21 protein-coding genes, 1 pseudogene and 1 other annotated feature are annotated in these 22,906 nt (G+C 40.9%); all 22 genes and pseudogenes read left to right on the top strand.

Annotation, left to right across the window (positions count from 1 at the left end; all coding sequences use genetic code 11):
* Positions 1-15 precede the first annotated feature (15 nt).
* The 22 genes and pseudogenes from GJS40_RS04310 (at position 16) to pstB (ending at position 22,895) form a co-directional block, all read left to right on the top strand.
* A pseudogene (locus GJS40_RS04310) lies at positions 16-1,246 on the top strand (IS3 family transposase).
* Positions 1,247-1,645: 399 nt separating this feature from the next.
* Positions 1,646-2,602, top strand: a complete 957-nt coding sequence (locus GJS40_RS04305) for an RNA-guided endonuclease InsQ/TnpB family protein (RefSeq protein WP_270896454.1) — start codon at positions 1,646-1,648, stop codon at positions 2,600-2,602.
* Positions 2,603-2,837: 235 nt separating this feature from the next.
* A complete protein-coding gene (locus GJS40_RS04300) occupies positions 2,838-5,561 on the top strand; it encodes a CotH kinase family protein (RefSeq protein ID WP_270896434.1) in 2,724 nt (907 codons plus the stop codon).
* Positions 5,558-8,098, top strand: a complete 2,541-nt coding sequence (locus GJS40_RS04295) for a CotH kinase family protein (RefSeq protein WP_270896432.1) — start codon at positions 5,558-5,560, stop codon at positions 8,096-8,098. The genes GJS40_RS04300 and GJS40_RS04295 overlap by 4 nt, the downstream gene beginning before the upstream one ends.
* A 51-nt stretch (positions 8,099-8,149) precedes the next feature.
* The gene (locus GJS40_RS04290) at positions 8,150-8,911 is read left to right on the top strand and encodes a prepilin peptidase (RefSeq protein ID WP_270896430.1); all 762 of its coding nucleotides are present in this window, start codon (positions 8,150-8,152) and stop codon (positions 8,909-8,911) included.
* 99 nt (positions 8,912-9,010) lie between these two features.
* Positions 9,011-9,889: a hypothetical protein gene (locus tag GJS40_RS04285; protein ID WP_270896428.1), complete on the top strand. Its 879-nt coding sequence runs from the start codon at positions 9,011-9,013 to the stop codon at positions 9,887-9,889.
* 224 nt (positions 9,890-10,113) lie between these two features.
* Positions 10,114-10,701 carry a Maf family protein gene (locus GJS40_RS04280; RefSeq protein WP_270896426.1) on the top strand — a complete coding sequence of 196 codons (588 nt, stop codon included), beginning with the start codon at positions 10,114-10,116 and terminating at the stop codon, positions 10,699-10,701.
* A 12-nt stretch (positions 10,702-10,713) separates the two neighbouring features.
* Positions 10,714-11,400: a RadC family protein gene (radC, locus tag GJS40_RS04275; RefSeq protein ID WP_270896423.1), complete on the top strand. Its 687-nt coding sequence runs from the start codon at positions 10,714-10,716 to the stop codon at positions 11,398-11,400.
* 272 nt (positions 11,401-11,672) lie between these two features.
* Positions 11,673-12,716 (top strand): rod shape-determining protein, encoded by a 1,044-nt coding sequence (locus GJS40_RS04270; RefSeq protein ID WP_270896421.1) that lies wholly within the window; start codon positions 11,673-11,675, stop codon positions 12,714-12,716.
* 12 nt (positions 12,717-12,728) lie between these two features.
* Positions 12,729-13,631, top strand: coding sequence for a rod shape-determining protein MreC (gene mreC / locus GJS40_RS04265; protein WP_270896419.1), 903 nt, complete (start codon positions 12,729-12,731; stop codon positions 13,629-13,631).
* Positions 13,628-14,152 (top strand): rod shape-determining protein MreD, encoded by a 525-nt coding sequence (mreD, locus tag GJS40_RS04260; RefSeq protein WP_270896418.1) that lies wholly within the window; start codon positions 13,628-13,630, stop codon positions 14,150-14,152. The genes mreC and mreD overlap by 4 nt, the downstream gene beginning before the upstream one ends.
* 117 nt (positions 14,153-14,269) lie before the next feature.
* Positions 14,270-14,968, top strand: coding sequence for a septum site-determining protein MinC (gene minC / locus GJS40_RS04255; protein ID WP_270896416.1), 699 nt, complete (start codon positions 14,270-14,272; stop codon positions 14,966-14,968).
* A gap of 46 nt (positions 14,969-15,014) precedes the next feature.
* Positions 15,015-15,818 carry a septum site-determining protein MinD gene (gene minD / locus GJS40_RS04250; RefSeq protein ID WP_270896415.1) on the top strand — a complete coding sequence of 268 codons (804 nt, stop codon included), beginning with the start codon at positions 15,015-15,017 and terminating at the stop codon, positions 15,816-15,818.
* A gap of 373 nt (positions 15,819-16,191) precedes the next feature.
* Positions 16,192-16,404, top strand: a complete 213-nt coding sequence (locus GJS40_RS04245) for a hypothetical protein (protein ID WP_270896414.1) — start codon at positions 16,192-16,194, stop codon at positions 16,402-16,404.
* A 382-nt stretch (positions 16,405-16,786) separates the two neighbouring features.
* Positions 16,787-17,596 (top strand): M23 family metallopeptidase, encoded by an 810-nt coding sequence (locus GJS40_RS04240; protein ID WP_270896413.1) that lies wholly within the window; start codon positions 16,787-16,789, stop codon positions 17,594-17,596.
* Complete coding sequence (locus GJS40_RS04235) at positions 17,589-18,440, top strand: site-2 protease family protein (RefSeq protein WP_270896411.1); 852 nt, start codon at positions 17,589-17,591, stop codon at positions 18,438-18,440. The genes GJS40_RS04240 and GJS40_RS04235 overlap by 8 nt, the downstream gene beginning before the upstream one ends.
* Before the next feature lie 30 nt (positions 18,441-18,470).
* Entirely contained in the window at positions 18,471-19,952 is a 1,482-nt protein-coding gene (locus GJS40_RS04230) for an Rne/Rng family ribonuclease (RefSeq protein ID WP_270896409.1), read from the top strand.
* Positions 19,953-20,002: 50 nt separating this feature from the next.
* Positions 20,003-20,079: a sequence feature (ribosomal protein L21 leader region), on the top strand.
* A gap of 11 nt (positions 20,080-20,090) precedes the next feature.
* On the top strand, positions 20,091-20,399 hold the full coding sequence (rplU, locus tag GJS40_RS04225) for a 50S ribosomal protein L21 (RefSeq protein WP_270896407.1): 309 nt from the start codon (positions 20,091-20,093) through the stop codon (positions 20,397-20,399).
* Between the two features lie 13 nt (positions 20,400-20,412).
* A complete protein-coding gene (locus tag GJS40_RS04220; protein ID WP_270896405.1) occupies positions 20,413-20,745 on the top strand; it encodes a ribosomal-processing cysteine protease Prp in 333 nt (110 codons plus the stop codon).
* A gap of 13 nt (positions 20,746-20,758) precedes the next feature.
* Complete coding sequence (rpmA, locus tag GJS40_RS04215) at positions 20,759-21,043, top strand: 50S ribosomal protein L27 (protein WP_270896403.1); 285 nt, start codon at positions 20,759-20,761, stop codon at positions 21,041-21,043.
* Between the two features lie 69 nt (positions 21,044-21,112).
* Complete coding sequence (locus tag GJS40_RS04210; RefSeq protein ID WP_270896401.1) at positions 21,113-21,853, top strand: MBL fold metallo-hydrolase; 741 nt, start codon at positions 21,113-21,115, stop codon at positions 21,851-21,853.
* Between the two features lie 229 nt (positions 21,854-22,082).
* Positions 22,083-22,895: a phosphate ABC transporter ATP-binding protein PstB gene (pstB, locus tag GJS40_RS04205; protein ID WP_270896399.1), complete on the top strand. Its 813-nt coding sequence runs from the start codon at positions 22,083-22,085 to the stop codon at positions 22,893-22,895.
* Positions 22,896-22,906 lie beyond the last annotated feature (11 nt).

Genomic DNA, 22,906 nt, shown 5'->3' with positions numbered 1-22,906 from the left:
AAGGAGGCTAACATCATGAAACGAACAAAACATTCCAAAGAATTTAAAATACAAGTCATCAAAGAGTCATTGGAAACGGGAAAAACATCCGTTGTGGCACGCCGTTACGAGCTGAACCCTAACATGGTATGCCGTTGGGTGCGGGAGTACAAGAACGGACACTTCGGTGAAGTTGATGTATCAGTTGTACCCGACCTGGATTCCAAGCAGCTTTCCAACGAAAATGATCAACTCAAGAAGCTTTTAGGCGAAAAAGACCTGGAAATTGCCGTTTTGCGAGATCTCATAAAAAAGAAAAACCCTCACTTGCTGAAAAAGTTGAGATAGCCGACAAATGGATTCAAAAAGGCTATGCGATTACAATGGTGCTAAAGATACTAAGAATTCCACGTTCCACCTACTATTACCGGAAGAATTATCGCGTGGAAGAGAAAAAAGTAAGTGAGGGGCGTCCAGCACCAGGTTACTCCAACACAGAGGACGGAAAGAAAATACCAGATGACCAGATCAAGGAATTTCTACTGGAAGAAATAGCTGGCGAATGTCATGGATATGGCTATCGCAAACTAACGGTACTCCTTCAACGAAAATATAAGCTTAGGATCAATAAAAAGAAGGTATATCGCCTTTGTGAGGAGCTGGATATCTTACGTCCCCAAAGAAGGAAGAAAGTTTCGTATCCTAGGAAACTAGCACGCAACCGGTCTATTACAGGTTCCAATCAATTGTGGGAAGCGGATATTAAATACGGCTATATCGAAGGGGAAGACCGTTTTCTTTTTATCTTCTCCATCATTGATGTGTACGATCGTTCCATCATCGACTACCACATCGGTTTAAGGTGTAATGCGAACGATGCCATCCAGACACTGAGCCGATCCTTATTAAAACGCCAACAATACGAACAAAAATGGAAAAGCCTGTGATGCGGACAGACAATGGGCCACAGTTTATTTCTCATACCTTTGGGCAGTTCTGTGAGAAAACCGGCATGGAACATGAACGAATACCACCCAAAACACCCAATATGAACGCCCATATCGAGTCCTTCCACCGCATTCTGGAAGATGACTGTTTATCAAGATTTCAGTTTGAAACATATGGAGAATCGTACAAGGAAATCGCTGCCTTTATGGATTTCTACAATCAGCATCGCATCCATTCAAGCATTCTGGACTTATCTCCAGCAGAATTTTACAAGCTGCAAAAGGATGGGGACACACGAATCAAAAAGATACGGGTTTGATCCCCCCTTCATTTTTTCTTCTTTTTGTCCCATCATCTTTTCAAACAGCCCGTTCTGAAATGGAGTCAGGGGCGTCGCGTAGCGACGGGCGAAGCCTTTACCCTTGACGGAATGGAAGAACTGGCTATCCTGTCCAAAGGACAAAAGAAGAAGGCTCTATGTGGTTTTGAATTTCTACAATAAAGAAAGATTAAGAGTGTTATTGTCCAAAATTAGGGGGTTAATCCGCTGTTTTTTAAAAGGATGAAAGACCAAGGGGCTAGTATGCCCTAAATCAGGATTTTACTGCCATTCACCTTTATCATTAATCACGTTTATCGAAATTAACAGCTCTTACTTGTTTAGATAACAAAAAATCATTGGATTTGGTATCAAATTAAATCTTCATTGGAAGTATGAATAATTCAGGAGCAAAAGTTCCCGACACCAGCAAAGTATAAAGATGAATTTCCATTCCTAAAAGAAGTGGATTCTTTAGCTTTAGCAAACGCACAGATCCATTTGCAAAATGCTTATAAGAACTTTTTTGAAGGTCGTGCGGAGTTTCCTAGATTCAAAAGCAAGAAAAAGAAACAATCTTATACAACCAACATGGTCAACGGCAATATTAAGCTGGAAAATGGTCATATTAAACTGCCAAAAATCAAAAAGCCAATAAAATTGAAGCAGCATAGAGAAATACCTGCTGATTATAAAATCAAATCTTGTACGATTTCTAAAACAAAGACAGGCAAATACTATATTTCGATTTTGACAGAATACGAGAAAGATATTCAGTCAGTAAAAATTCAGAAAGTTGTTGGCTTAGATTTTGCTATGGATGGTCTATATGTCGAGAGTGAACAGGGTGAGAAAGCCAATTACCCACGGTACTATCGACAAGCCTTAGACAAGTTAGCAAAAGCACAACGAATACTTTCCCGAAGAAAGAAAGGTTCTGCACGATGGGAAAAGCAGCGTCTAAAAGTAGCTAAGCTGCATGAAAAGACAGCGAATCAACGCAGAGACTTCCTTCATCACAAGTCAAAAGAATTAGCGATAACCTATGACGCTGTGATTATTGAGGATTTAGACATGAAAGGTATGTCTCAAGCTCTCAACTTTGGAAAAAGCGTTCATGATAACGGTTGGGGTATGTTCACAAGCTTCTTAGAATACAAGCTAAAAGAACAAGGGAAGCAACTTGTGCAAATTGATAAGTGGTTTCCTTCTACTAAGAAATGTTCATGTTGCGGCAAGGAAAAAGAAATGCCATTGTCTGAACGTGTATATGAATGTTCTTGCGGTTTTGTATTAGATCGTGATCACAATTCAGCAATCAATATCAGAAATGAAGGATTACGCTTATTAGCATAAAGAATAATAACTTTCGGAACGAGAGGGTTCGCTCGGTCAATTTTCTGTCATTAGACGGGATTACCCGAGAAGCCCCCACTTCAATCAAACCGTAAGGTTGATAAGTGGTGGGAGCAGTTCACAAAGAAGTATGAAACACAACGGGAGTGCATAGTCACTCCGCTTCTTTTTTGCTATAATTTCAACGGTATGAACTTTGCAAAACGCTCGGGCACAGAGAAGGGAGTCGAAGTGAATGAAACGTACATATGGAAAAGTAACCATTCTTATTATTGCTCTTCTTCTTTTCATCGGAGGTGTGTATTGGTTCTCGGAACAACGTGTAGAATCAACACTAACCTTTCTTGATAAAGAATTAGAAGAAGCTATATTAGACGCAGCACAAATCGAAGTAGATGATAGCGATCCCACTGTTGCCCTTCGCCAAATAGAATCGTTAGACTTGTCCGATCGTCACCTAACTTCATTAGAAGGTATTGAATATTTATCAAATCTTCGAGAATTAAACTTATCTCATAATCACATAGAAGATTTATCACCACTTTCGAAATTGCGGAACTTAACATCGTTAGATCTTAGTTACAATCAATTGGAATCTATTGATAGTTTGCAAAATCCGTCATTGGAACACCTTTCTTTAGAACACAATCGCCTGACGGATATTCGTCCTGTAAAGGAGTTAGGGCATTTACAGACATTAAATATGAATCACAATCTGATTCATTCTCTCGAACCATTGACGAATCTATCTTATCTTAAAACATTATATGCTAAAGGAAATCAAATCACTTCCATTGACCCTTTACAGCAAGTAACAACATTACAAGCGTTAGATATTAGTTATAACAATATTACGCAGTTAGATCCAATTGCGAATCATACACATTTAGTGAAAGAATTACGCATTGCAGGGAACCCGATTGAAAGTATTCGTCCCATTCTTTCCTATGCCGATCGACTGCAAGCTTCAGACATCGGAGAATTAGCGCTGTTTGTTGATGTTTCGGAAAGAGGCGGAATCAAGGATGAAAGCGTGACAGTGACACTATCTCTTCCTTATGAATCGGAAGCGCGCATCTTTTATACGTTAGACGGTTCAACACCCGATGAACATTCCACCTTATATGAAGAACCAATTACCATTACTGAAAATACTGTCTTGTCTGCAGTCGCTATTCTGCCAGATGGAACGACAGGAGAAGAAGTGAGGGAAACGTATTTATTTCACGTGGACCATGATTTACCGGTTTTTTCTTTAAGTACAGATCCGGACCACTTGTTTGATGAAGAAAAAGGAATTTACGTGCCGGGAGTGAATTTTAATCGAAAAACAAGCAGCCCGTCTAGTACAGGAAACTATGCGATGAGAGGAAGAGAATGGGAAAGGGAAGCAAAACTAGAATTGTTTTCGGAAGATCATCGACGCGCTTTCTCTCAGCGAGTCGGCATTCGTATTCATGGAGGAGAATCACGCGCCAACGAACAAAAGTCTTTTCGGATTTATGCGCGGGACAGTTACGGAAATGACGTCATCAGCTATCCTCTCTTTGGAGAAGAGGAAACTTCCCATTTTAAGACCTTCTTATTACGTAACTCAGGCAATGATTATAACAAAACTTTTTTTCGTGATGGATTTTTGCAAGAATTGGTCCGTCCTTACTTAAATGTGGAGACCCAGTTGTACGAGCCGGCGGTCTTATATGTAAATGGGGAATATTGGGGAATTTATAACATCCGTGAACGGTTTGACGAAGATTACTTTGAGACGGTGCACGGCATTAAAAAAGAAAATCTCGATCACATTGAAAATAACGGAGAAATTCAATCAGGAAGAAGCCATGAATGGGCGCGTCTCATGGACTACTTGCGTGAACATGATTTGAAAAATGACGAACACTTTGCTTATGTTGAAGAAATGATTGATATTGACCATGCCCTTGACTATTTCATCACTCAAATTTACGTTCGTAACACGGATTGGCCCGGAAATAATCATCAAATGTATCAAGACCGGACGGCAAAGGATAGTAAATGGCGCTGGCTTCTGTATGATTTAGATTTTGGCTTCGGACGTTTCGGAGGTCCAGATGCGTATCGTCATCATTCTTTGCAACAAGCAACGGAAGCGGGAAACGATGCGATGCCAAATCCTGACTGGTCTACGTTAGTATTACGTTCTCTTCTAGAAAATGAAGCAGTAAAAGATCAATTTATTCAACGGATGATGGTATATGCGGATAGCGTGTTTGCTCCGGAACGAATCGAACGTCAACTTGATATGTTTAGAAAACGGATAGAAAAAGAAATGCCTGCCCATATGGAGCGTTGGGAAACGATTCCATCGATGGAAGCATGGCAGTCCAATATAGAAATAATGAAACAGTTTGCAGTAGAGCGTCCTCATTACGTGCGGCTTCATCTCGCTGATTACTTCGGATTAGATGGAGTTGGAAAAGTGACAATGGATGCGAAACTGGCAGCGCACTTGTCCGTTGGAGGGCGTAACCTTTGTTTACGAGAAGATACTTGTTGCGGCACGTTTTACTGGATGACAAATGTTGCCCTTCCGCTAGAATATGAAGGAAAACGCGTGCAAATAACATCGAGTAATCCTTCTGTTGCTTTTGTAGATGAACAATCCAATACGCTCACATTAAAAGAAGAAGGAGAGGCAACCCTTGATATTGCAAATGAAGCAGGAGAACCATTAGGGGAAATTAAGATTTTAGTCAATCATTACGATATAACGGAGAAGAAATTAGCAGTGGGAGAAGAAATACCCTTAGATGGCGGGCCTTGGTTAACAAGTGATGAAGCGATTGTAGCAATTGATGAAAATGATTCAAGCGCTCGAGCCGAAGAAACTGGCGACGTTCTCTTAACGAAAAAGCGAGGAAATTCGTTTGAGGAAATTATACGGGTTCAAGTGACAGATGACGGAAGGGGAGGAGAAGAATGAAAAAACAAAAATGGCAATTCCTTCTTGCTGGAATCGCGCTGATCATCATGATCGTGATTGCTGCTTATTTTATTGCTCCTTCTAGCACGGTAACGTTTGAAGAACCTGGCGTGGAAGCAATGGTACAAGCAGAAGTAGGAGAGGGAACTGTTGTTACCAAAGAACATTTAAAGGAAATCACATCGCTCGACATTAGCAATCAACATATCACTAGTCTCACTGACTTAAAAAAATTCCCTAATTTACGAGAGTTGTCGGCAAATCACAACCAAATTCAAGATTTGACGCCTCTTTCCGAGTTAGAGCACTTGCAATCCCTGTCATTGGAAGGAAATCAAATTCGTGATCTCTCACCACTACAATCGTTACAACATTTGCGTCAGTTAAATGTATCTGACAATAGCATTCAATCACTAGAACCTCTTCGGGAAATTGCATCGTTGACTCATCTTGAAGCGGATACGAATCACATTGCGGACATTACGGCTTTGGAAGGATTATCATATCTTGAAGTGCTAAGCCTGCGGGATAATCGGGTGGAAAGCATTGCACCGTTGTCTTCTTTAACACGACTGCGACAATTGGATATTTCCAATAACCTTGTGTCAGATTTCTCACCGCTAGCTCCGTTAGAACGATTAAAAGAACAAGTATATATTAGCGGAAATCCTTTTGAAGTAGATGAGACGATTATTTATTTATATGAGAACACAAGTGACATTGATATTTCCGATCCTCGTTTACGAGTGGAAGCATCCGTGGAAAGCGGCACCTATGAACAGCCAATTAAAGTGCGGCTTTTGAGCGATTATAAAGATGGAATTATTCGCTACACTTTGGATGGCAGTGAACCAACCGCTGCTTCTAAAGCTTACAACCAAAGAAACGAACATCCGAAAGATGCAGATCCGATTACAATTGAAGAGACAACGGTGTTGCGGGCCAAATTATTCACTCCTGATCAACAAAGTGGAGATACATTAACAAAAACGTATTTTTTCGGTGAGTCCCCAAGTGGTGACCTACCTGTCCTTCATTTATCGATGAATCCTGACGACCTCTTTGGGGATGAAAAAGGGATTTATGCAAAGGGAAAGCATTTTGATCCCGACGCACCGAATCCGAACTTGTCAGGGAATTTCATGCAAGAAGGTCGTGATTGGGAAAGAAAAGTGCACGTCTCTTATTATCCCAAAGGCTTCAAAGAACCTCCTGTTTTTTCTCAAGATGCAGGCATTCGTATTCATGGAGGAGCTTCCCGTGGGTACGATCGGAAATCTTTTCGGCTCTATGCCCGAGATCGTTATGGCACACACGTGTTTCCTTATCCTATGTTCGGAGAGGATGGCCCTCGAGCATTCAAACGGCTCATATTAAGAAATTCCGGGAACGATTGGGATAAAACGATGTTTCGCGATGCAATGATCCAACAACTCGTGTCGGACATGGAAGTAGAAACACAAGCTTATCAGCCGGTCCTTGTATATTTGAATGGTGAATATTTTGGCTTATATAATCTTCGAGAAAGATACGATCACCACTATATGCGTTGGACTCACAACGTGAATGAACGAGATTTAGACCTTTTAGAAAATAATCATGTAGAAGTGAAGAAAGGATCTCGGCAAGCCTTTGATGAGTTAATGGCTTATGTTCAAAAGAATGGCTTGGAAGATGCAACCCATTATCGTTACGTCAAAGAACATATTGATCTGGAGAATTTTATGGACACTTGGATCGTGAACATATACGCTCGTAATCTAGATTGGCCCGGAAATAATCAATTATATTGGCGTAATCGAAATGGCGATGGGAAGTGGCGTTGGCTGTTAGTGGACCTTGATTTTGGCTATAATATGTATCGCGAAAAAGACGAATATTTACATGAAATGGAAGAACACAATACGCTAGCGATGGCGGCGGATCCGAACGGGGATCCTTGGCCGAATCCTCCATGGGCAACACTTCTTTTCCGTTCATTGCTTGCACAAGAAGATTTTAAAAATGAATTTGTTGCTCGTTTTACCCATCGAATGAACACGGTGTTTGATCCAGACCGGACGAAAACGCTCATTCGTGAGATGAAAGCAACCATCGAACCGGCGATGCCAGATCTCATTGAAAAATGGGAAGCACCGGCTTCGATGGAAGAATGGGAAAAAGAAATTCGTCTGATGGAACGTTTTGCAGAGCGACGACCTGATTATATGAGACAACACATCGTCGACTTTTTTCATTTAGATGGAAAAGTAGAAATCAAAGTGAACTCCTTTTCAAACGCTACGTCTCCCTTTACGGTAAATGAATTGGAAACTGAAAATTTCGGTCCTCGTTTTACCGGTACGTATGTGACCAACATTCCTTACCGATTTTCACTACATCAAAACGAAACATGGACCACTTCTAATGAAGCAGTAGCTCAAATAGAACAAGACGGCCGAGTTACTTTTTTAGAAGAAGGAAAAGCAACGTTAACGGCTGTCAATGAAAATGGAGAGGAATTATTGCAGTTGACGGTTGTTGTTACTCATTCATAAAAAGAGGGGCTAAACCACTCACTAACTACGCAATAAGAAAGGAACGAAAAAATGATAGATGGATTGATTGTCATGTATGTTTTTCTCATCGGTCTTGTCTTCGGTTCATTTTTTAATGTTGTCGGTCTCCGAGTGCCGAATGGACAATCTATCATTGCCCCTCGTTCACACTGTCCGTCTTGTAAGCGCACTTTAACTGGCATAGATTTAATCCCTGTTGTATCTTATATTTTTTTACGCGGGAAATGCAGAACATGCGAAGCGCGAGTTTCTCCCCTGTACCCAACGATTGAGCTGGTGACAGCCTGTTTATATGTTGGCGTATGGCTTGTCTTCGGTTGGTCGACAGAAGTCATAGTAGCTTGGATTTTCGTTTCATTACTTGTCATTATCACGGTAAGTGACTTATCTACGATGCTCATTCCCAATAAAATTCTTTTATTTTTCGGTACGATCATTTTTCTGTTCCGATTGACAATCGCTCCTCTTCATCCTTGGTGGGATGTGTTTGTTGGAGCTGCGGTTGGCTTTTCTCTATTGCTCATCATCGCCATTGTCAGTAAAGGAGGAATGGGGGGAGGGGACATTAAGCTGTTTGCGGTTCTAGGCATGTATTTTGGTTGGCAAGACGTGTTACTCGCTTTCTTTTTCTCTGTTTTTGTTGGGGCAGTGATCGGTGGAATTGGACTGCTCATTGGAAAAGTAAAGCGAAAGTCACCGATGCCCTTTGGTCCAGCAATTGCAATCGGGAGTGTCCTCACGTTATTTTTTGGGGAAGAAATAGTTGCGTGGTATCTTAGTTTCCTTACATAAGCAGACAAACTTTTCACGAACGAGGCGACAAGAGTCTCGTTCTTTTTCATACTTCTTATGCTACGGTACTTGTACGACTAGGTTTGGAGGAGGGAGATTGTGAAAGAAGACAAGCACCGTGTCTCTTTTAAATTGAATGGAAAAGAGATGGACCGAGAAAAAGAAGACAAGCCCATCAACCACACCTCTACGGAGCACACATCCACTCATCAATTAAAAAAAATAATAGAGAAAAAAAGGAAATCAGCTACGTTTTTGGACAATCAAAAGCAAAGAAAGCGTCCTCTCTTTCTTTCTTTTTTATCTATCACAGGAGGAGCAACAGCCGTCGGTTTATTATTTGGCTTTTTCACGATGCATTTGTTTACGGAAAGTGAACCACCCGTAAATGCCGGTTATGAAGAAGAGAATGTAGCAGTACTTGCCGACTTCGCTGATACGCACACCCTTTATATTATTCAAGCCGGTGCGTTTACTTCACAGGAAAAAGGAACGGAAATGCAGGATAGATTACGAAATCAAGGATACCCAGCTCTGCTTACGCATGACGGTGACTACTATTATTTATTTACAAACATGACTTTTGACCAAGAAAGTTCGCAGGAAAATCTTCAATTCTATGAAGAAGAAGGAATAGATGTCTACGAAAAAACGCGGACAATTTCACGCATACAGTCGGTGGATGAAGACGAAACGAAAGCGTTGCTAAAAGAGATTGAAGAGATAATTATTCATTTGACGAATGAACGAGAGGAAGAAAGAGGGATAGAAACGTTGCAAACAATCATTGAAGACACAGCACAATGGGCCGAAAAAGAAAACTCCTCTTTAAATAATCTAAGAAATGCTCTTATCGAAATAGAAAAACAAATCACGTCAGAGAATGACATGTCAAGCGTAACGAAAGAATGGATCATGGAAGCAATCCTTCATTTTGAAGAAACGGTATATGAAATCGCAGCAGAAAAAGAAGAATAGAATCTTATGGATATAAAAAATCTATTATTGACCTGTCGAACTTCGCCAAATTTAAAAGCTTAGAAGCTTAACGGACTTTTGAAATCATTAGCGACGTATTCTGTAGAAAGTGATCCACTTCAGCTGAATGAAATACCGTTGTTTCTTCCATCCGGATTTGGTAATATGAGGATACACCTAGTACAATAATACATAAATATTATTGGAAAGGTGGTCTCCTCTTCATGCCTTCTTTCATATTAGCTTCAACGTCACCAAGACGAAAAGAACTTCTCTTACGTGCGGGATATTCCTTTGACGTACAACCTTCACATGTAGAAGAAACCTTCCGATCCTCACATTTTTCTCCTGATGCAGTGAAACAGCTGGCTTATAAAAAAGGAAAAAACGTGTACGAACGTTTCCCGGATCGTGTCGTTCTTTCCGCCGACACAGTTGTTGTAAAAGAAAACCAAATCCTTGGTAAGCCCTCTCATTCAATGGAAGCTAAAGAAATGTTAGAGCGATTGTCAGGAAGTCGTCACGACGTGTACACGGCTGTGGCCATTTGCTCTTCTCAAAAAGAAAAAGTATGGATAGAAAAAACAACGGTTCATTTTTATCCTCTCTCTCCCTCTCTCATTGCTAGTTACTTGGAAACTGAAGAGCCGTATGATAAAGCCGGAAGTTATGGCATTCAAGGATTCGGTGCGCTGTTTGTGAGGAAAATAGAAGGGGACTATTACAATGTTGTCGGTTTACCATTATCCCGTGTATACCGAGAGCTCCATCACTTCTCTATCGTTCCTTCTTTTACATCTTCGCAAAAGTGAAGGAGGAAAAAAATGTCCCAATCATTGATGTTAAAAGATTTTCCGGTAAGCGAACGTCCACGGGAAAAAATGATCCGAGAAGGGCCTCAGCAATTATCCAATCAAGAACTGCTGGCGATTTTATTACGAACGGGAACGAAAGATGAGTCTGTTTTGGAGATTGCGCAACGAGTACTGTTGCATTTTGATGGATTGCGCTTATTAAAAGAAGCAACCATCGAAGAATTGCTGACATTGAAAGGAATCGGACAAGCGAAAGCTTCCGAATTACAGGCTGCTTTAGAACTAGGGCGTCGTATTTATACCTTTCGAGAAAGGGAACGCTATGCCATCCGTTCTCCGGAAGATGTCGCAGCTTTTGTGATGGAAGAAATGCGTTTTTATACGCAGGAACATTTTGTCGTTTTGTGTCTGAATGTTAAAAATGAAGTGATTCACCGACAAACACTTTTCATCGGAAGCCTCAATTCCAGCATCGTTCATCCGAGAGAATTGTTCAAAGAAGCGCTCCGCCGTTCCGCTGCCTCCGTCATATGCCTTCATAATCACCCTTCCGGAGATCCTTCACCGAGTCCAGAAGATATTGAAGTTACGAAAAGATTATCTGAATGTGGACGAATACTGGGAATTGAAGTCCTTGATCATGTTATTATTGGCGATCACAAGTTTTTAAGTTTGAAAGAAAAAGGATACATGTAAACAGAAAAAGCGTCTTTCTTCCCTTGAAGAATCGAGTGATTTTCTTTATAATGACAAAGTTCCATATCATGATGAAACTCAAGAGGCGCAAGATGGAATGAATTAAAATAAGTGGAAGGCTATGTTTTTCAATTGTTTTTCAGTATAATATAGTTTAAGTATGTATATGTGACATTTGGCAAGAAAAAATAAGAATGACGATAAAAAATATAGATAATAGAAGTAAACGATAGATTAGGATGGACAATTGAAGGATGAAGGGAGATACATAGATGTTTGGTGGTTTTTCAAAAGACTTGGGAATTGACTTGGGTACGGCGAATACGCTCGTATACGTGAAGGGAAAAGGTGTCGTCGTACGGGAGCCATCGGTTGTTGCTATGCGAACAGACACCGGTACCATTGAAGCCGTTGGAAATGATGCAAAAAATATGATCGGAAGAACACCAGGAAATATTATTGCCGTCCGTCCGATGAAAGATGGGGTCATCGCCGATTTTGAGACAACCGCAACGATGATGAAACATTTTATTCAACAGGCGCAAAAATCCCGCGCGATTTTTACCCGCAAACCAAATGTGATGGTGTGTGTTCCGTCGGGAATTACCGCGGTGGAAAAGCGGGCAGTAGAAGATGCAACAAGACAAGCAGGAGCAAAAGAAGCGTACACGATCGAAGAACCTTTTGCTGCAGCCATTGGGGCTGATTTGCCAGTATGGGAACCGACCGGAAGTATGGTAGTTGATATCGGCGGGGGGACAACGGAAGTTGCTGTTATTTCTCTCGGCGGAATTGTCACGAGTCAATCCATTCGCGTTGCCGGTGATGAAATGGATGATGCCATTATTCAATATATTAAAAAGACATATAGTCTTATGATCGGGGAGCGGACCGCTGAAACTTTAAAAATGGAAATTGGCTCCGCTGATGAATCAGATGATGTCGGAGAATTGGAAATTAGAGGTCGGGATTTAATCAGTGGTTTACCGAAAACGATTTCCGTATCTTCACAAGAGATTACCGGAGCTTTAAAAGACACCGTGGATACGATTATTGAAACGGTAAAGAATACACTCGAAAAAACACCACCAGAACTTGCGGCGGATATTATGGATCGAGGCATTGTGTTAACAGGTGGCGGAGCGCTTTTGCGGCATATGGATAAAGTATTGAGCGATGAGACGAACATGCCCGTTTTAACAGCAGAAAACCCGCTCGATTGTGTGGCACTGGGAACAGGTCGAGCGCTCGAGAATTTGCATCTGTTTCGTTCAAAAGCAGGGATAACTGCTCGATCTAGCCGGAATGTCCAATAGTAGGTCGATATTATGCCACATTTTTTTTCCAATAAACGTCTCATTTTATTGATGGTGAGTATTATCGTGCTCGTAGCGCTCCTAGGCTTTTCAATGAGAGAAAGGGATGCGATTACTTTTCCGGAAAAGTTCGTCCGAGATACTTCCGGAATTGTGCAATCGATTTTTAGTCGGCCCGCACATGTTGTCGCGGGTTTCTTTGAGGACATTGAGGATTTACTGAATGTATATGAAGAAAACAAATTATTAAAATCCCGTCTTGATGAATATGCGGCGATTTCGGCAGAGCTTGCGAGTGTAAAGGAAGAGAATAAAACGTTAAAAAGCATGATTGAGGTAGAAGAAAGCTTGTCTGATTATGTGATGCGAACTGCCCTTGTCATCCATCGTTCGCCTGATCATTGGACGGAAACAATCGGCTTAAATGTGGGCGAGAGAAACGGAATTGAAAAAAATATGGCGGTCGTTACTTCCGAAGGGCTTATTGGTAAAATTGATTCTGTTTCTGAATTCACTTCGACGGTGCAGCTCTTGTCTGATAGTAGTCGGACAAACCGGGTATCTGCAATGGTTGTCACCAATGACGAGCCGGTGTATGCCTTTATAGAAGGTTGGGACGAGGAACGAGAAGGACTCATGTTAAGAAAAATTGAATCATCTCGCACGATAGAAGAAGGGCAACTGGTGATGACCTCGGGGCTTGGAGGAATATTCCCACGTGGTCTTGCCATTGGGGAAATTGTTGAGATTGAACCGGATGAGTTTGGCTTAACGTACAATGCCCTTGTAAAACCGGCTGCGGATTTTTATCACATCGAACAAGTAAATGTCATTGAAAGAACGAGTGCCAATCTTGATGAATTATTACTTCCGGAAAAAGAGGATGAAGAGGAAGAGGACGGAGGTACATCATGATTCGTTTTGTTCTTCCTTTCCTACTTTTTCTGTTATTCATCATAGAAGGTACATGGTTTCAAATTTTCATTCCTTTTCACCTGGATAATGGGGTAGTTCTCGTTCCACGTTTTACATTAATTGCGGTTGTTTTGATTGCGATTTATCGTGGAGCTGGCTCAGGGATTATGTTTGGCGTCCTCGTCGGTGTGTTATATGATTTTGTCTATAATGAATTAATTGGTGTGTACATGTTCAGTTTTGGCTTAACGGCTTATATTAGTTCCTTTACGATACCGGCGGTTCGTCACAGTAATTGGTGGCAAATGCTAATTGTTTTCTGTGCAATCTTTATTTTTGAGTGGCTGACATATGGGTTATATTATTTAATTGATTATACAGATATTTATTTTGAACAATTTTTTGTGATGCGTCTTCTTCCGTCTTGGATACTAAATGGAGTGGTGGCCATCGTGCTTTTGTATCCAGCAAGGTTATTATTCCAAAAGTTAGAGACGTATGAAGAGTTAGAACAACGATGATCCTGTTGTCGAACGCTTCCCGTTTCTTTAAAAAATAGAAGGATTTATCTTATTTTTTGTGGAATGGATATAGAAAGATGGATAGTCGGACATTTGCATCACGAAGAGGTGAAAGGCATGAAAACGGGATCCTCCAAAAGCTTAGTCACAATTAAAGGAACGAAGGATGGGTTAACGATTCTTTTAGACGATCAATGTTCCTTTGATGATTTGAAGTCAGAATTAAAAGAGAAAATGACCCGGGATCAGCATCTGTTTGGAAACGGTCCGGAAGTCGTCGTCAATGTCGATGGTGGTTATCGCTATTTTAACAAGGATCAAGAAGAAGATATTCGTATGATTATTGAAGATACGAAGACGATTCGAGTTGGTTCTTTTCACAGTGAAGTAATGAGTCGCGAAGACGTAAAGAAAGAATTGGAAGAGTCATCCCTTACTACGATGAAACAAATTATTCGCTCGGGTCAAGTCATATCCGTCAAAGGAGACGTGTTGTTACTTGGAGATGTAAACCCTGGGGGAGTGATTGAAGCAACCGGTAATATTTATGTTTTAGGAACGCTTAAAGGGATTGCGCGAGCGGGGATTGATGGGTATCAAAAAGCAGTTGTCTCAGCTTCCGTCATGACGCCGAAACAAATTTCCATTGCGGATGTTTATTTTTATGCCCCGGAGCGCCATGAAAGAGAAGAAAATGCCGATGAACCTTTGTTTGATGAACCTGTATATGCATACATACACGAAGAACAACAAGAAGTAGCATTTGAAAAAGCAAGATATTTTCATCGTTATCCATCTATTCGTCGTACGAGTTGAAGAAGCGAATGAGCTTCGCTGTTTTTCGCTAGGAAGGAGGATATGCATGGGAGAGGCTATCGTAATTACGTCAGGAAAAGGTGGCGTCGGGAAAACAACTACTTCTGCAAATATTGGTACTGCCCTTGCTTTACAAGGAAAACATGTCTGTCTGATAGATACGGATATCGGATTGCGCAATTTAGACGTCGTGATGGGTCTGGAGAATCGCATCATTTATGATCTCGTGGACGCAGCTGAAGGAAGGTGTCGCGTAGAGCAAGCCCTTATTCGCGATAAACGCTTCGAATGCCTTCATTTACTTCCTGCTGCTCAAACGGAAGATAAATCAGCACTGACATCGGAACAAATGAAGGCGATTGTTGAAGAGTTAAAACCAGAATATGATTACATATTCATTGACTGTCCTGCCGGAATTGAACAAGGATTTAAAAATGCAATAGCGGGAGCAGACCAAGCGATCGTTGTCACAACACCAGATACATCGTCAGTGCGAGATGCAGATCGTATTGTCGGATTACTGGAGCAAGAAAAGATAGGATCCCCGAAATTAATTGTCAATCGCGTCCGGACAAAACTGGCACAAGAAGGGGACGTGTTAGACGTCGATGATATCGTCCAATTACTTGCGATTGATTTATTAGGGATTATTTTAGATGATGAAAATGTGTTAAAAGCAGCGCACCAAGGCCAACCGATAGTGATGGACCCAGACAGTCACGCCTCGATTGGATACCGGAATATTGCGCGCCGTATTTTAGGAGAATCGGTACCATTGATGGCCTTGGAAGAGAAAAAAGGTTTTTTTGCTAAATTAAAAAGCATGTTCGGTTTAAAATCTTCTTCATAATTATTACTACCTCCAAGGTGTTTACACGCTTCAAGGAGGTAGTTTTTTATGTTGGCGAAAAACATACGTTAAAAAACTTCACGTACACTTAACAAGCAGACTTATTTTCCTTCTTTGTTCTTCATGATACAATGAAAGAAACGCAAGGCATATACCTCTTTTATATACACTCTTTTCTTCCCTGTCCCATTTCTCTCGCTGTCATTGTCAGTTATTCCCAATTCATGGTGATGATTTCCTATTCTAAGCGTGTGGATCACGAGAACTTGCATACGTGTTTTCTTTTTAGGATAAGATAGAAAAATGGATAAATGGTGCTGCTGTCTGTCGAAGAGGTCTCGTAAATCACATTCATTTGTCAGGAGGGATGATGATGACGGTCGATTATGACTATTTATCGAAAGAAGAAAAAGAAAGATTGTTGCAATTAAAAGAAAAAGTCAATGATGCCCGAGAAGAGAAAGATTGGCGCAAGTATACGACTGAAATTACAATTATGTATGAAAAAGCACGAGTTCGAAGAGAAAAAAGAAAAAATCATAAACAGCGAAAAATTGACGAAATAATCGGACAAAAGATGACCTAGGGAGGGGTCATCTTTCTGTTTATTCCAGAAACGGGCTGATTTTCCTTCGAGTTTTGAATGAAACGCTTTTTTGAAGTTTACTTGTGTTGAGATATACGAAAACCGATTGGATGCCTTCTTCCGTAGAGTTTCTCAATAAAGAGTCGACTCTTCTAGCATGTATCAAGCAGTTGGAAAGATCAAAGGTCATCGAAATCGAGACGGGGGCACGGACATCTTAAGTAAGATCAATAAGTCCCGCATGAAAAAGGGAGCCATCATTTTTTAGTAAGACCCACTGTTCGCTTCCTCTTTTTCAAGAGACAAAATGTAGTCATACTTTCTTGTCCCTCTTTCATATACATCCTCTAGGAAGCTAGTACGTGAAGGGGGGCGTCGTATTGTGTCAAAAGACATTCAAAAAGTTCGCAAAAAATTATATCAAAAACGAAAAAGACGATATGATACGTATCAAAGGGAACGTAGAAAACAGGAAGCATCTCCTCCATCTTATCATTATTATCCCCATCATCCGGATGCACCGTATCATGAACCCGAGTTTTATGTATGGCAACAGCAAGAAAAGGAAGGAAGAAAAGCGGACAAGCAAAAAAGCGGTGGTGGTTTGGTCATCCAAAGCTTTCTCGCCGCCACATTATTTCTATTAGTTCTTATTTTGTTTCAATCCCCTCATCCGGCTTTGGAAGGAGCGAGAGGATATATCGAAACTGCTTTTGAAGAAGAATTTTCCTTTGCGACGGCGACCAAGTGGTATGAAGAGCATTTTGGCAGTCCCCTTGCATTTTTACCATTTGAAACTTCGATGGAAAGGGAAGTCACCTCTTCAGACTCTTCGACAGGAATGTCCATTCCTGTGAATGCGACAGTGACAGAATCGTTTTCTGAAAATGGAAAAGGAATTATATTTGAAACCGGAGAAGACGATGCGGTCGTGGCGTTAAAAGGTGGTGTAGTGATTCATGCCGGTCCACACGAAGAGTGGGATTTAGCGGTTGGAATTGATCATTATGATGGTGGAGAGGCATGGTACGGGCTCATGGAATCCATTGATGTGAAATTATATGATCACATCGCTCCCGGGACGGTGCTTGGAAAAGGAAGCGAAGAGGAAACCGGAAACATCCGATTCTCTTTGGCGCTCATGGAAGAAGGGAAGTACGTGGATCCGGTCGGTGTGATGAGATTTGATTAATCAATTTCGTCTCGTTCGTTTTCATCCTCTTTTTTGGATCGTGGCGGGAGCGGCGCTTCTTACCGGTTATTTTTATGAAGTATTGTTGTTGTTTCTCATCGTTTTTTTGCATGAAATAGGCCATGCTTTTGCAGCGCTTTTTTTTCGCTGGCGCATACGAAAAATTGAACTTCTTCCTTTTGGCGGCGTGATGGAAACAGAAGAAAACGGAAACCGTCCGCTGAAAGAAGAAATAATGGTGACATTAAGCGGTCCGCTTATGCATCTTCCTTTGATTGCATGTTCTTATCTTCTCTTATCCGCTTCTTTCTGGAGTAGCGCAGACCATGAATTATGGATAAAATACAATCTCACCCTTTTATTATTTAATCTTCTTCCAATTTGGCCGCTGGATGGTGGGAAGTTGCTGTTTTGTATATTACAATCTTGTCGGTCTTTTTACACGGCGCAAAAACAATGTTGGAACTTGTCATTTCTTTTTTTATGTTTGGCAGGAGTGGCACTCGTTGTGTTTATTCCGATGCATGTACAAGGATGGATTTTATTTATTTTTTTTATATTTGTTCATTATCAGGAAAAAAAACATCAACCATATCGTTTTTTTAGGTTTTTGTTAGCAAGAGCAAAATGGTTAGACACCTCTCCCTTTCTTCCTTGCCAATATACCGAATGTATTTCTTTACTCTCTTCCCCGTATGACACGATAAAACAGATTCGAAAAACTGCCCCGACGCAATTTTATTTTAAAGAAAATGGACAACGATTGTCTGAATCGTTTATTCTTGAGACAATCTTGAAAAAAAGAAACAAACATATGCGATGGAAAGAAATCCTCCAACATTAATTGTTTGTTGGCATGAGAGGAGGAAGCGATGTGGAGTTTATTTTTAATACATCAACAACGGAGCGCCGTGGAGCCATTAAGGAAAATGGAAAAACAATAGAATTTTTTACGGAAAGACTTGGAGAACATCAAGTCGTTGGGAGTATTTACAAAGGAAGAGTAACAGACGTATTACCGGGAATGGATGCAGCTTTTATTGATATTGGGCGGGAACGAAATGGTTTTTTGCATAAAAGTGAACTCATAAGTTTTCAACGTGCTGCTCGAGAAGAACAAAGAAAGAAAAATATTTCTTCTTTTATTAAAGAAGGACAAGAGATGATTGTCCAAGTAACAAAAGAAGAATTTGGAACGAAAGGGGTTCGGTTAACAGAACAAGTGTCTCTGCCTGGAAAATATACCGTATATATGCCAGATGGCGGCTATATCGGGATTTCCAAACGAATGTCTTCGGAAGCTGTTCGGGAAAAATGGAGAGAAAAAGTGAAACATCTATTAAAGGAAGAAGAAGGCCTCATTTTGCGCACAAGTGCGGAAACAGTACCGGAACATGTCATTGCCGAAGATATCGACTATTTACGAAAAGACTGGGAAAACATTTTAAAACAAGCAAAAAACAAGAAAACACCAAGTGTCATTTATGAAAACAAAGGAATGATGGAACGGTTATTGCATGATTACTCGATCGATGACATTGATCGCATCGTTGTGGATAATGTGGCCGATGTTCAGTTTTTAAAACGTTTGTTTCGTTTTGAAGAAAAAGACGTGAAGAAAATTGAATGGTATCGAGGAACGGAAAATATTTTTCACGCGGAACAAGTGGAAAAAGAGCTTGAAAAAGCACTGCAACCGAAAGTGTGGTTAAAAAATGGAGGGTTCTTATTCATAGAGAAAACGGAAGCGTTAACGGTCATCGATGTAAACACCGGGAGATTTACCGGAAAAGATGACGTGGCGGAGACGATTTTTAAAACGAATATGGAAGCGGCGAAAGAAATTGCCTATCAGCTGCGTTTGCGCAATATTTCCGGAATTATTTTAATCGATTTTATCGATATGAAACGAATGGAGCATCAAAAAGAAGTGGTGGCTTATTTAGAAAAAGAGTTGGCGAAAGATCGAACCCGAACGACCATAAAAGAAATGAGCAGTCTCGGCTTAGTGGAAGTGACTCGCAAAAAAGTGCGGAAAAGCTTAGCAGAAACATATTTGACCACGTGTATGACATGCGGTGGGACGGGAAAGATTTTGTCCGTGGAGGCTTTAATGCACAAGTTAGAAAGAATGATTCATGAATATCGACAAGTTGAGCATGAAGCCCTTGTGTTTCACATCCCAAAGCGACTATTTCATTGGCTCCATGAAGAAAGGCAAGATATGCTTGCCAAATGGAGAGAAAGATATCCTTTTGCTTTATTTTTTCAGTCAAGTGAAGAGATAGAAACGATCCACCTCCGCTATATGGGTGAAAAAGAAAACGCAAAAAAATGGGTGGAGACCCGTCATTGACAGAGCACAACGGCTATGTTACAATCTCTTTGTTCGTTGTTTGGTTCGCACCCAAACTACAACCGCACAAATGTAGGTAAAGAAGTTCCGTTGTTGGACACCTATATTGGCGAGTCTGAGTCATAGGAGGTGCATAACATGTATGCAATCATTGAAACTGGCGGAAAACAAGTAAAAGTAGAAGAAGGTCAATCGGTTACTGTTGAAAAGTTAGATGCAAATGCAGGAGATACGGTAACTTTTGACCAAGTGGTGTTCGTAGGTGGAGAAAACACAAAAGTGGGCGCTCCTTACGTAGACGGTGCAAAAGTGACTGCTAAAGTGGAAGAGCACGGCCGTCAAAAGAAAATTACTGTTTTCAAGTATAAAAGAAGAAAAAACTACCGTCGTAAAATGGGACATCGTCAGCCATACACAAAGGTAACGATTGAAAAAATTGAAGCGTAAGTGAGTATGCTCGATGATAAATATTCACGTCAACCGTACCGCGAATGGAGAAATTACGTCTTTTTCCATGTCCGGACATGCAGAAGCTGGTCCATATGGCTATGATATTGTTTGTGCTGGCGCTTCAGCGGTTTCTTTCGGAGCAGTTAATGCTATTTATGCGCTGTGTGATGTGGAGCTTGAAGTCGATATGACGGAAGAAGGAGGCTACCTTCGTTGTGTTGTTCCGGCAAATTTAACGGGGCGAACGAAGGAAGATGTCCAACTTTTATTAGAAGGAATGCTCGTGTCTCTTCAAGCAATAGCAGAGGAGTACGGTGAACATATGACAATTTTTGATCGATAGGAGGTGAGTGATGATGTTGAAATTAAATCTTCAATTTTTCGCTCAGAAAAAAGGGGTAGGGAGTACGAAGAACGGTCGTGACTCCATTGCGAAACGGCTCGGTACAAAACGCGGCGATGGTCAATTCGTAACCGGTGGCTCTATCCTCGTACGCCAACGTGGTACTCGCATTTATCCTGGTGAAAACGTTGGAAAAGGGAGTGACGATACCCTCTTTTCCAAAATTGATGGCGTAGTGAAATTTGAGCGTCTCGGTAAAAAACGTAAACAAGTAAGCGTGTATCCAAAAGAAGCGTAATCATAAAAACGTCCCTTTTTCGGGGCGTTTTTTTCGTACTCATTATACTTGATTGAAGGAGGAAGTTCGATGAAAGTGACAGTGGTTGGATATTGGCATGCTTATCCAGAAAAAGAGAGTGCCACCTCTGGTTATTTAATAGAAGAAGATGGTTATTCTATCTTAGTCGATTGTGGAAGCGGTGTCATTTCCCAAGTGCAGCGTTACGTAGCCCTGGAAGACATTGACGCAATTGTCATTTCTCATTATCATCAAGATCATATCGCAGACGTTGGCGCCTTCCATTACTTCCGGTTATTACAAAAATATACGAATCCTTCTTCCGTGAAGCCTTTTACGATATATGGTCACCGTGATGATGAAGAAGGGTTTCAAAGACTTTCTTATAAAGATGTCGTGACAGCAATCCCGTATTCCTCTCACGCGCCGCTTGTCATCGGTCCTTTTACTTTTACATTTTATCCGACGATTCACCCCGTTCCTTGTTATGCCATGAAAATAGCAACAAAAAACACTTCCATTTTTTACACGGCGGATACGAGTTTTTCACCGTCTCTTGCAGAAGCGGCGTTCGGTTCATCCTTAATGATTGCAGAATGCAGCATGTATAAAGGACAAGATGCGACACCGGCGGGGCATATGAATAGCAGTGACGCAGGGAGGCTTGCTCACATGGCAAAGGTTCCTCAGCTGTTACTTACGCACCTACCACACTTTGGGAATCATCAAAAATTAATAAAAGAAGCAAAAGAAGAATGTCTGGATGTAAAAGTTGATATTGCAACGTCCGGCTGGAGTATCACTCTCTAACTTTCGCTTGATGTGTGCATTTCATGAGCCATCTATGAGTGCAATCCAGATGGGTGATGTCGCTTAAAAAACGCTATGAATGGATAAGAATTGGATCTACGATTGATTGTACTTTCGGCTGATCTTTACACAATCTTTACATAAGGACGACACTCGCTTAATAATGACACTTTATAATTCTAGTAGTTTGTAAATTAGCGGACAACGGTTTGAGAAAGGAGCCGCACGCATGCTAGTAAAGACGAAAGAATCATTAGAGGTCGTAAAAAAGATAGAACCGAAAGAACAAAAAGTAGTCTACAACGTGGATCAATTAAATTTATGGTATGGAGATGTTCACGCATTAATGAATGTCACGATGCCAATTTACGAAAATGAAGTAACGGCCATTATTGGACCATCCGGTTGCGGGAAATCTACGTTTATTAAGACGTTAAACCGGATGACGGAACTTGTTCCTTCTGTGAAAACTTCCGGAAGTATTTATTATAGAGACAAAGATATTTTCCATCGCAAATATAAAGTAGAAGAATTGCGTACGAAAGTAGGAATGGTTTTCCAAAAACCGAATCCTTTTCCGAAATCAATTTTTGAAAATGTGGTGTACGGACCAAAAATTCATGGAATTCGCGATAAAAAAACGCTCCTAGAAATTGCAGAGAAAAGTTTAAGAAGAGCAGCATTATGGGATGAAGTAAAGGACCGCTTAAAAGAAAATGCTTACGGACTGTCGGGGGGGCAACAACAGCGTCTCTGTATTGCGCGTTGTCTTGCCATCGAGCCGGACGTCATTTTAATGGACGAGCCTACCTCAGCTTTAGACCCGATTTCTACTTTGAAAATTGAAGAACTCGTACAAGAACTTAAAAAAGATTACAGTATCGTCATTGTTACCCACAATATGCAACAAGCAGCTCGAATTTCAGATAAAACCGCCTTTTTCTTAAACGGCGAATTAATCGAATATGATGATACCTCTACCATATTTTCTAAACCGCATGACGAACGGACAGAAGATTACATTTCGGGACGATTTGGGTAAAAAGATGAGGG

Origin of the sequence: Aliibacillus thermotolerans, from assembly GCF_027853235.1 — a bacterium.
In the GTDB taxonomy this organism is placed as follows: Bacteria; Bacillota; Bacilli; order Bacillales; family Marinococcaceae; genus Aliibacillus; species Aliibacillus thermotolerans.
This window is presented reverse-complemented; position numbering and strand designations above follow the sequence as displayed.

What these genes read in the sequence shown, in the direction of transcription:
- GJS40_RS04210 (WP_270896401.1), top strand. Translation starts at nt 21,113, where the DNA reads ATGAAAGTGACAGTGGTTGGATATTGGCATGCTTATCCAGAAAAAGAG.
- pstB (WP_270896399.1), top strand. Translation starts at nt 22,083, where the DNA reads ATGCTAGTAAAGACGAAAGAATCATTAGAGGTCGTAAAAAAGATAGAA.
- GJS40_RS04280 (WP_270896426.1), top strand. Translation starts at nt 10,114, where the DNA reads ATGCCTTCTTTCATATTAGCTTCAACGTCACCAAGACGAAAAGAACTT.
- GJS40_RS04295 (WP_270896432.1), top strand. Translation starts at nt 5,558, where the DNA reads ATGAAAAAACAAAAATGGCAATTCCTTCTTGCTGGAATCGCGCTGATC.
- rpmA (WP_270896403.1), top strand. Translation starts at nt 20,759, where the DNA reads ATGTTGAAATTAAATCTTCAATTTTTCGCTCAGAAAAAAGGGGTAGGG.
- mreC (WP_270896419.1), top strand. Translation starts at nt 12,729, where the DNA reads ATGCCACATTTTTTTTCCAATAAACGTCTCATTTTATTGATGGTGAGT.
- GJS40_RS04245 (WP_270896414.1), top strand. Translation starts at nt 16,192, where the DNA reads ATGACGGTCGATTATGACTATTTATCGAAAGAAGAAAAAGAAAGATTG.
- radC (WP_270896423.1), top strand. Translation starts at nt 10,714, where the DNA reads ATGTCCCAATCATTGATGTTAAAAGATTTTCCGGTAAGCGAACGTCCA.
- minD (WP_270896415.1), top strand. Translation starts at nt 15,015, where the DNA reads ATGGGAGAGGCTATCGTAATTACGTCAGGAAAAGGTGGCGTCGGGAAA.
- mreD (WP_270896418.1), top strand. Translation starts at nt 13,628, where the DNA reads ATGATTCGTTTTGTTCTTCCTTTCCTACTTTTTCTGTTATTCATCATA.
- GJS40_RS04290 (WP_270896430.1), top strand. Translation starts at nt 8,150, where the DNA reads ATGATAGATGGATTGATTGTCATGTATGTTTTTCTCATCGGTCTTGTC.
- GJS40_RS04270 (WP_270896421.1), top strand. Translation starts at nt 11,673, where the DNA reads ATGTTTGGTGGTTTTTCAAAAGACTTGGGAATTGACTTGGGTACGGCG.
- GJS40_RS04300 (WP_270896434.1), top strand. Translation starts at nt 2,838, where the DNA reads ATGAAACGTACATATGGAAAAGTAACCATTCTTATTATTGCTCTTCTT.
- GJS40_RS04220 (WP_270896405.1), top strand. Translation starts at nt 20,413, where the DNA reads ATGATAAATATTCACGTCAACCGTACCGCGAATGGAGAAATTACGTCT.
- rplU (WP_270896407.1), top strand. Translation starts at nt 20,091, where the DNA reads ATGTATGCAATCATTGAAACTGGCGGAAAACAAGTAAAAGTAGAAGAA.
- minC (WP_270896416.1), top strand. Translation starts at nt 14,270, where the DNA reads ATGAAAACGGGATCCTCCAAAAGCTTAGTCACAATTAAAGGAACGAAG.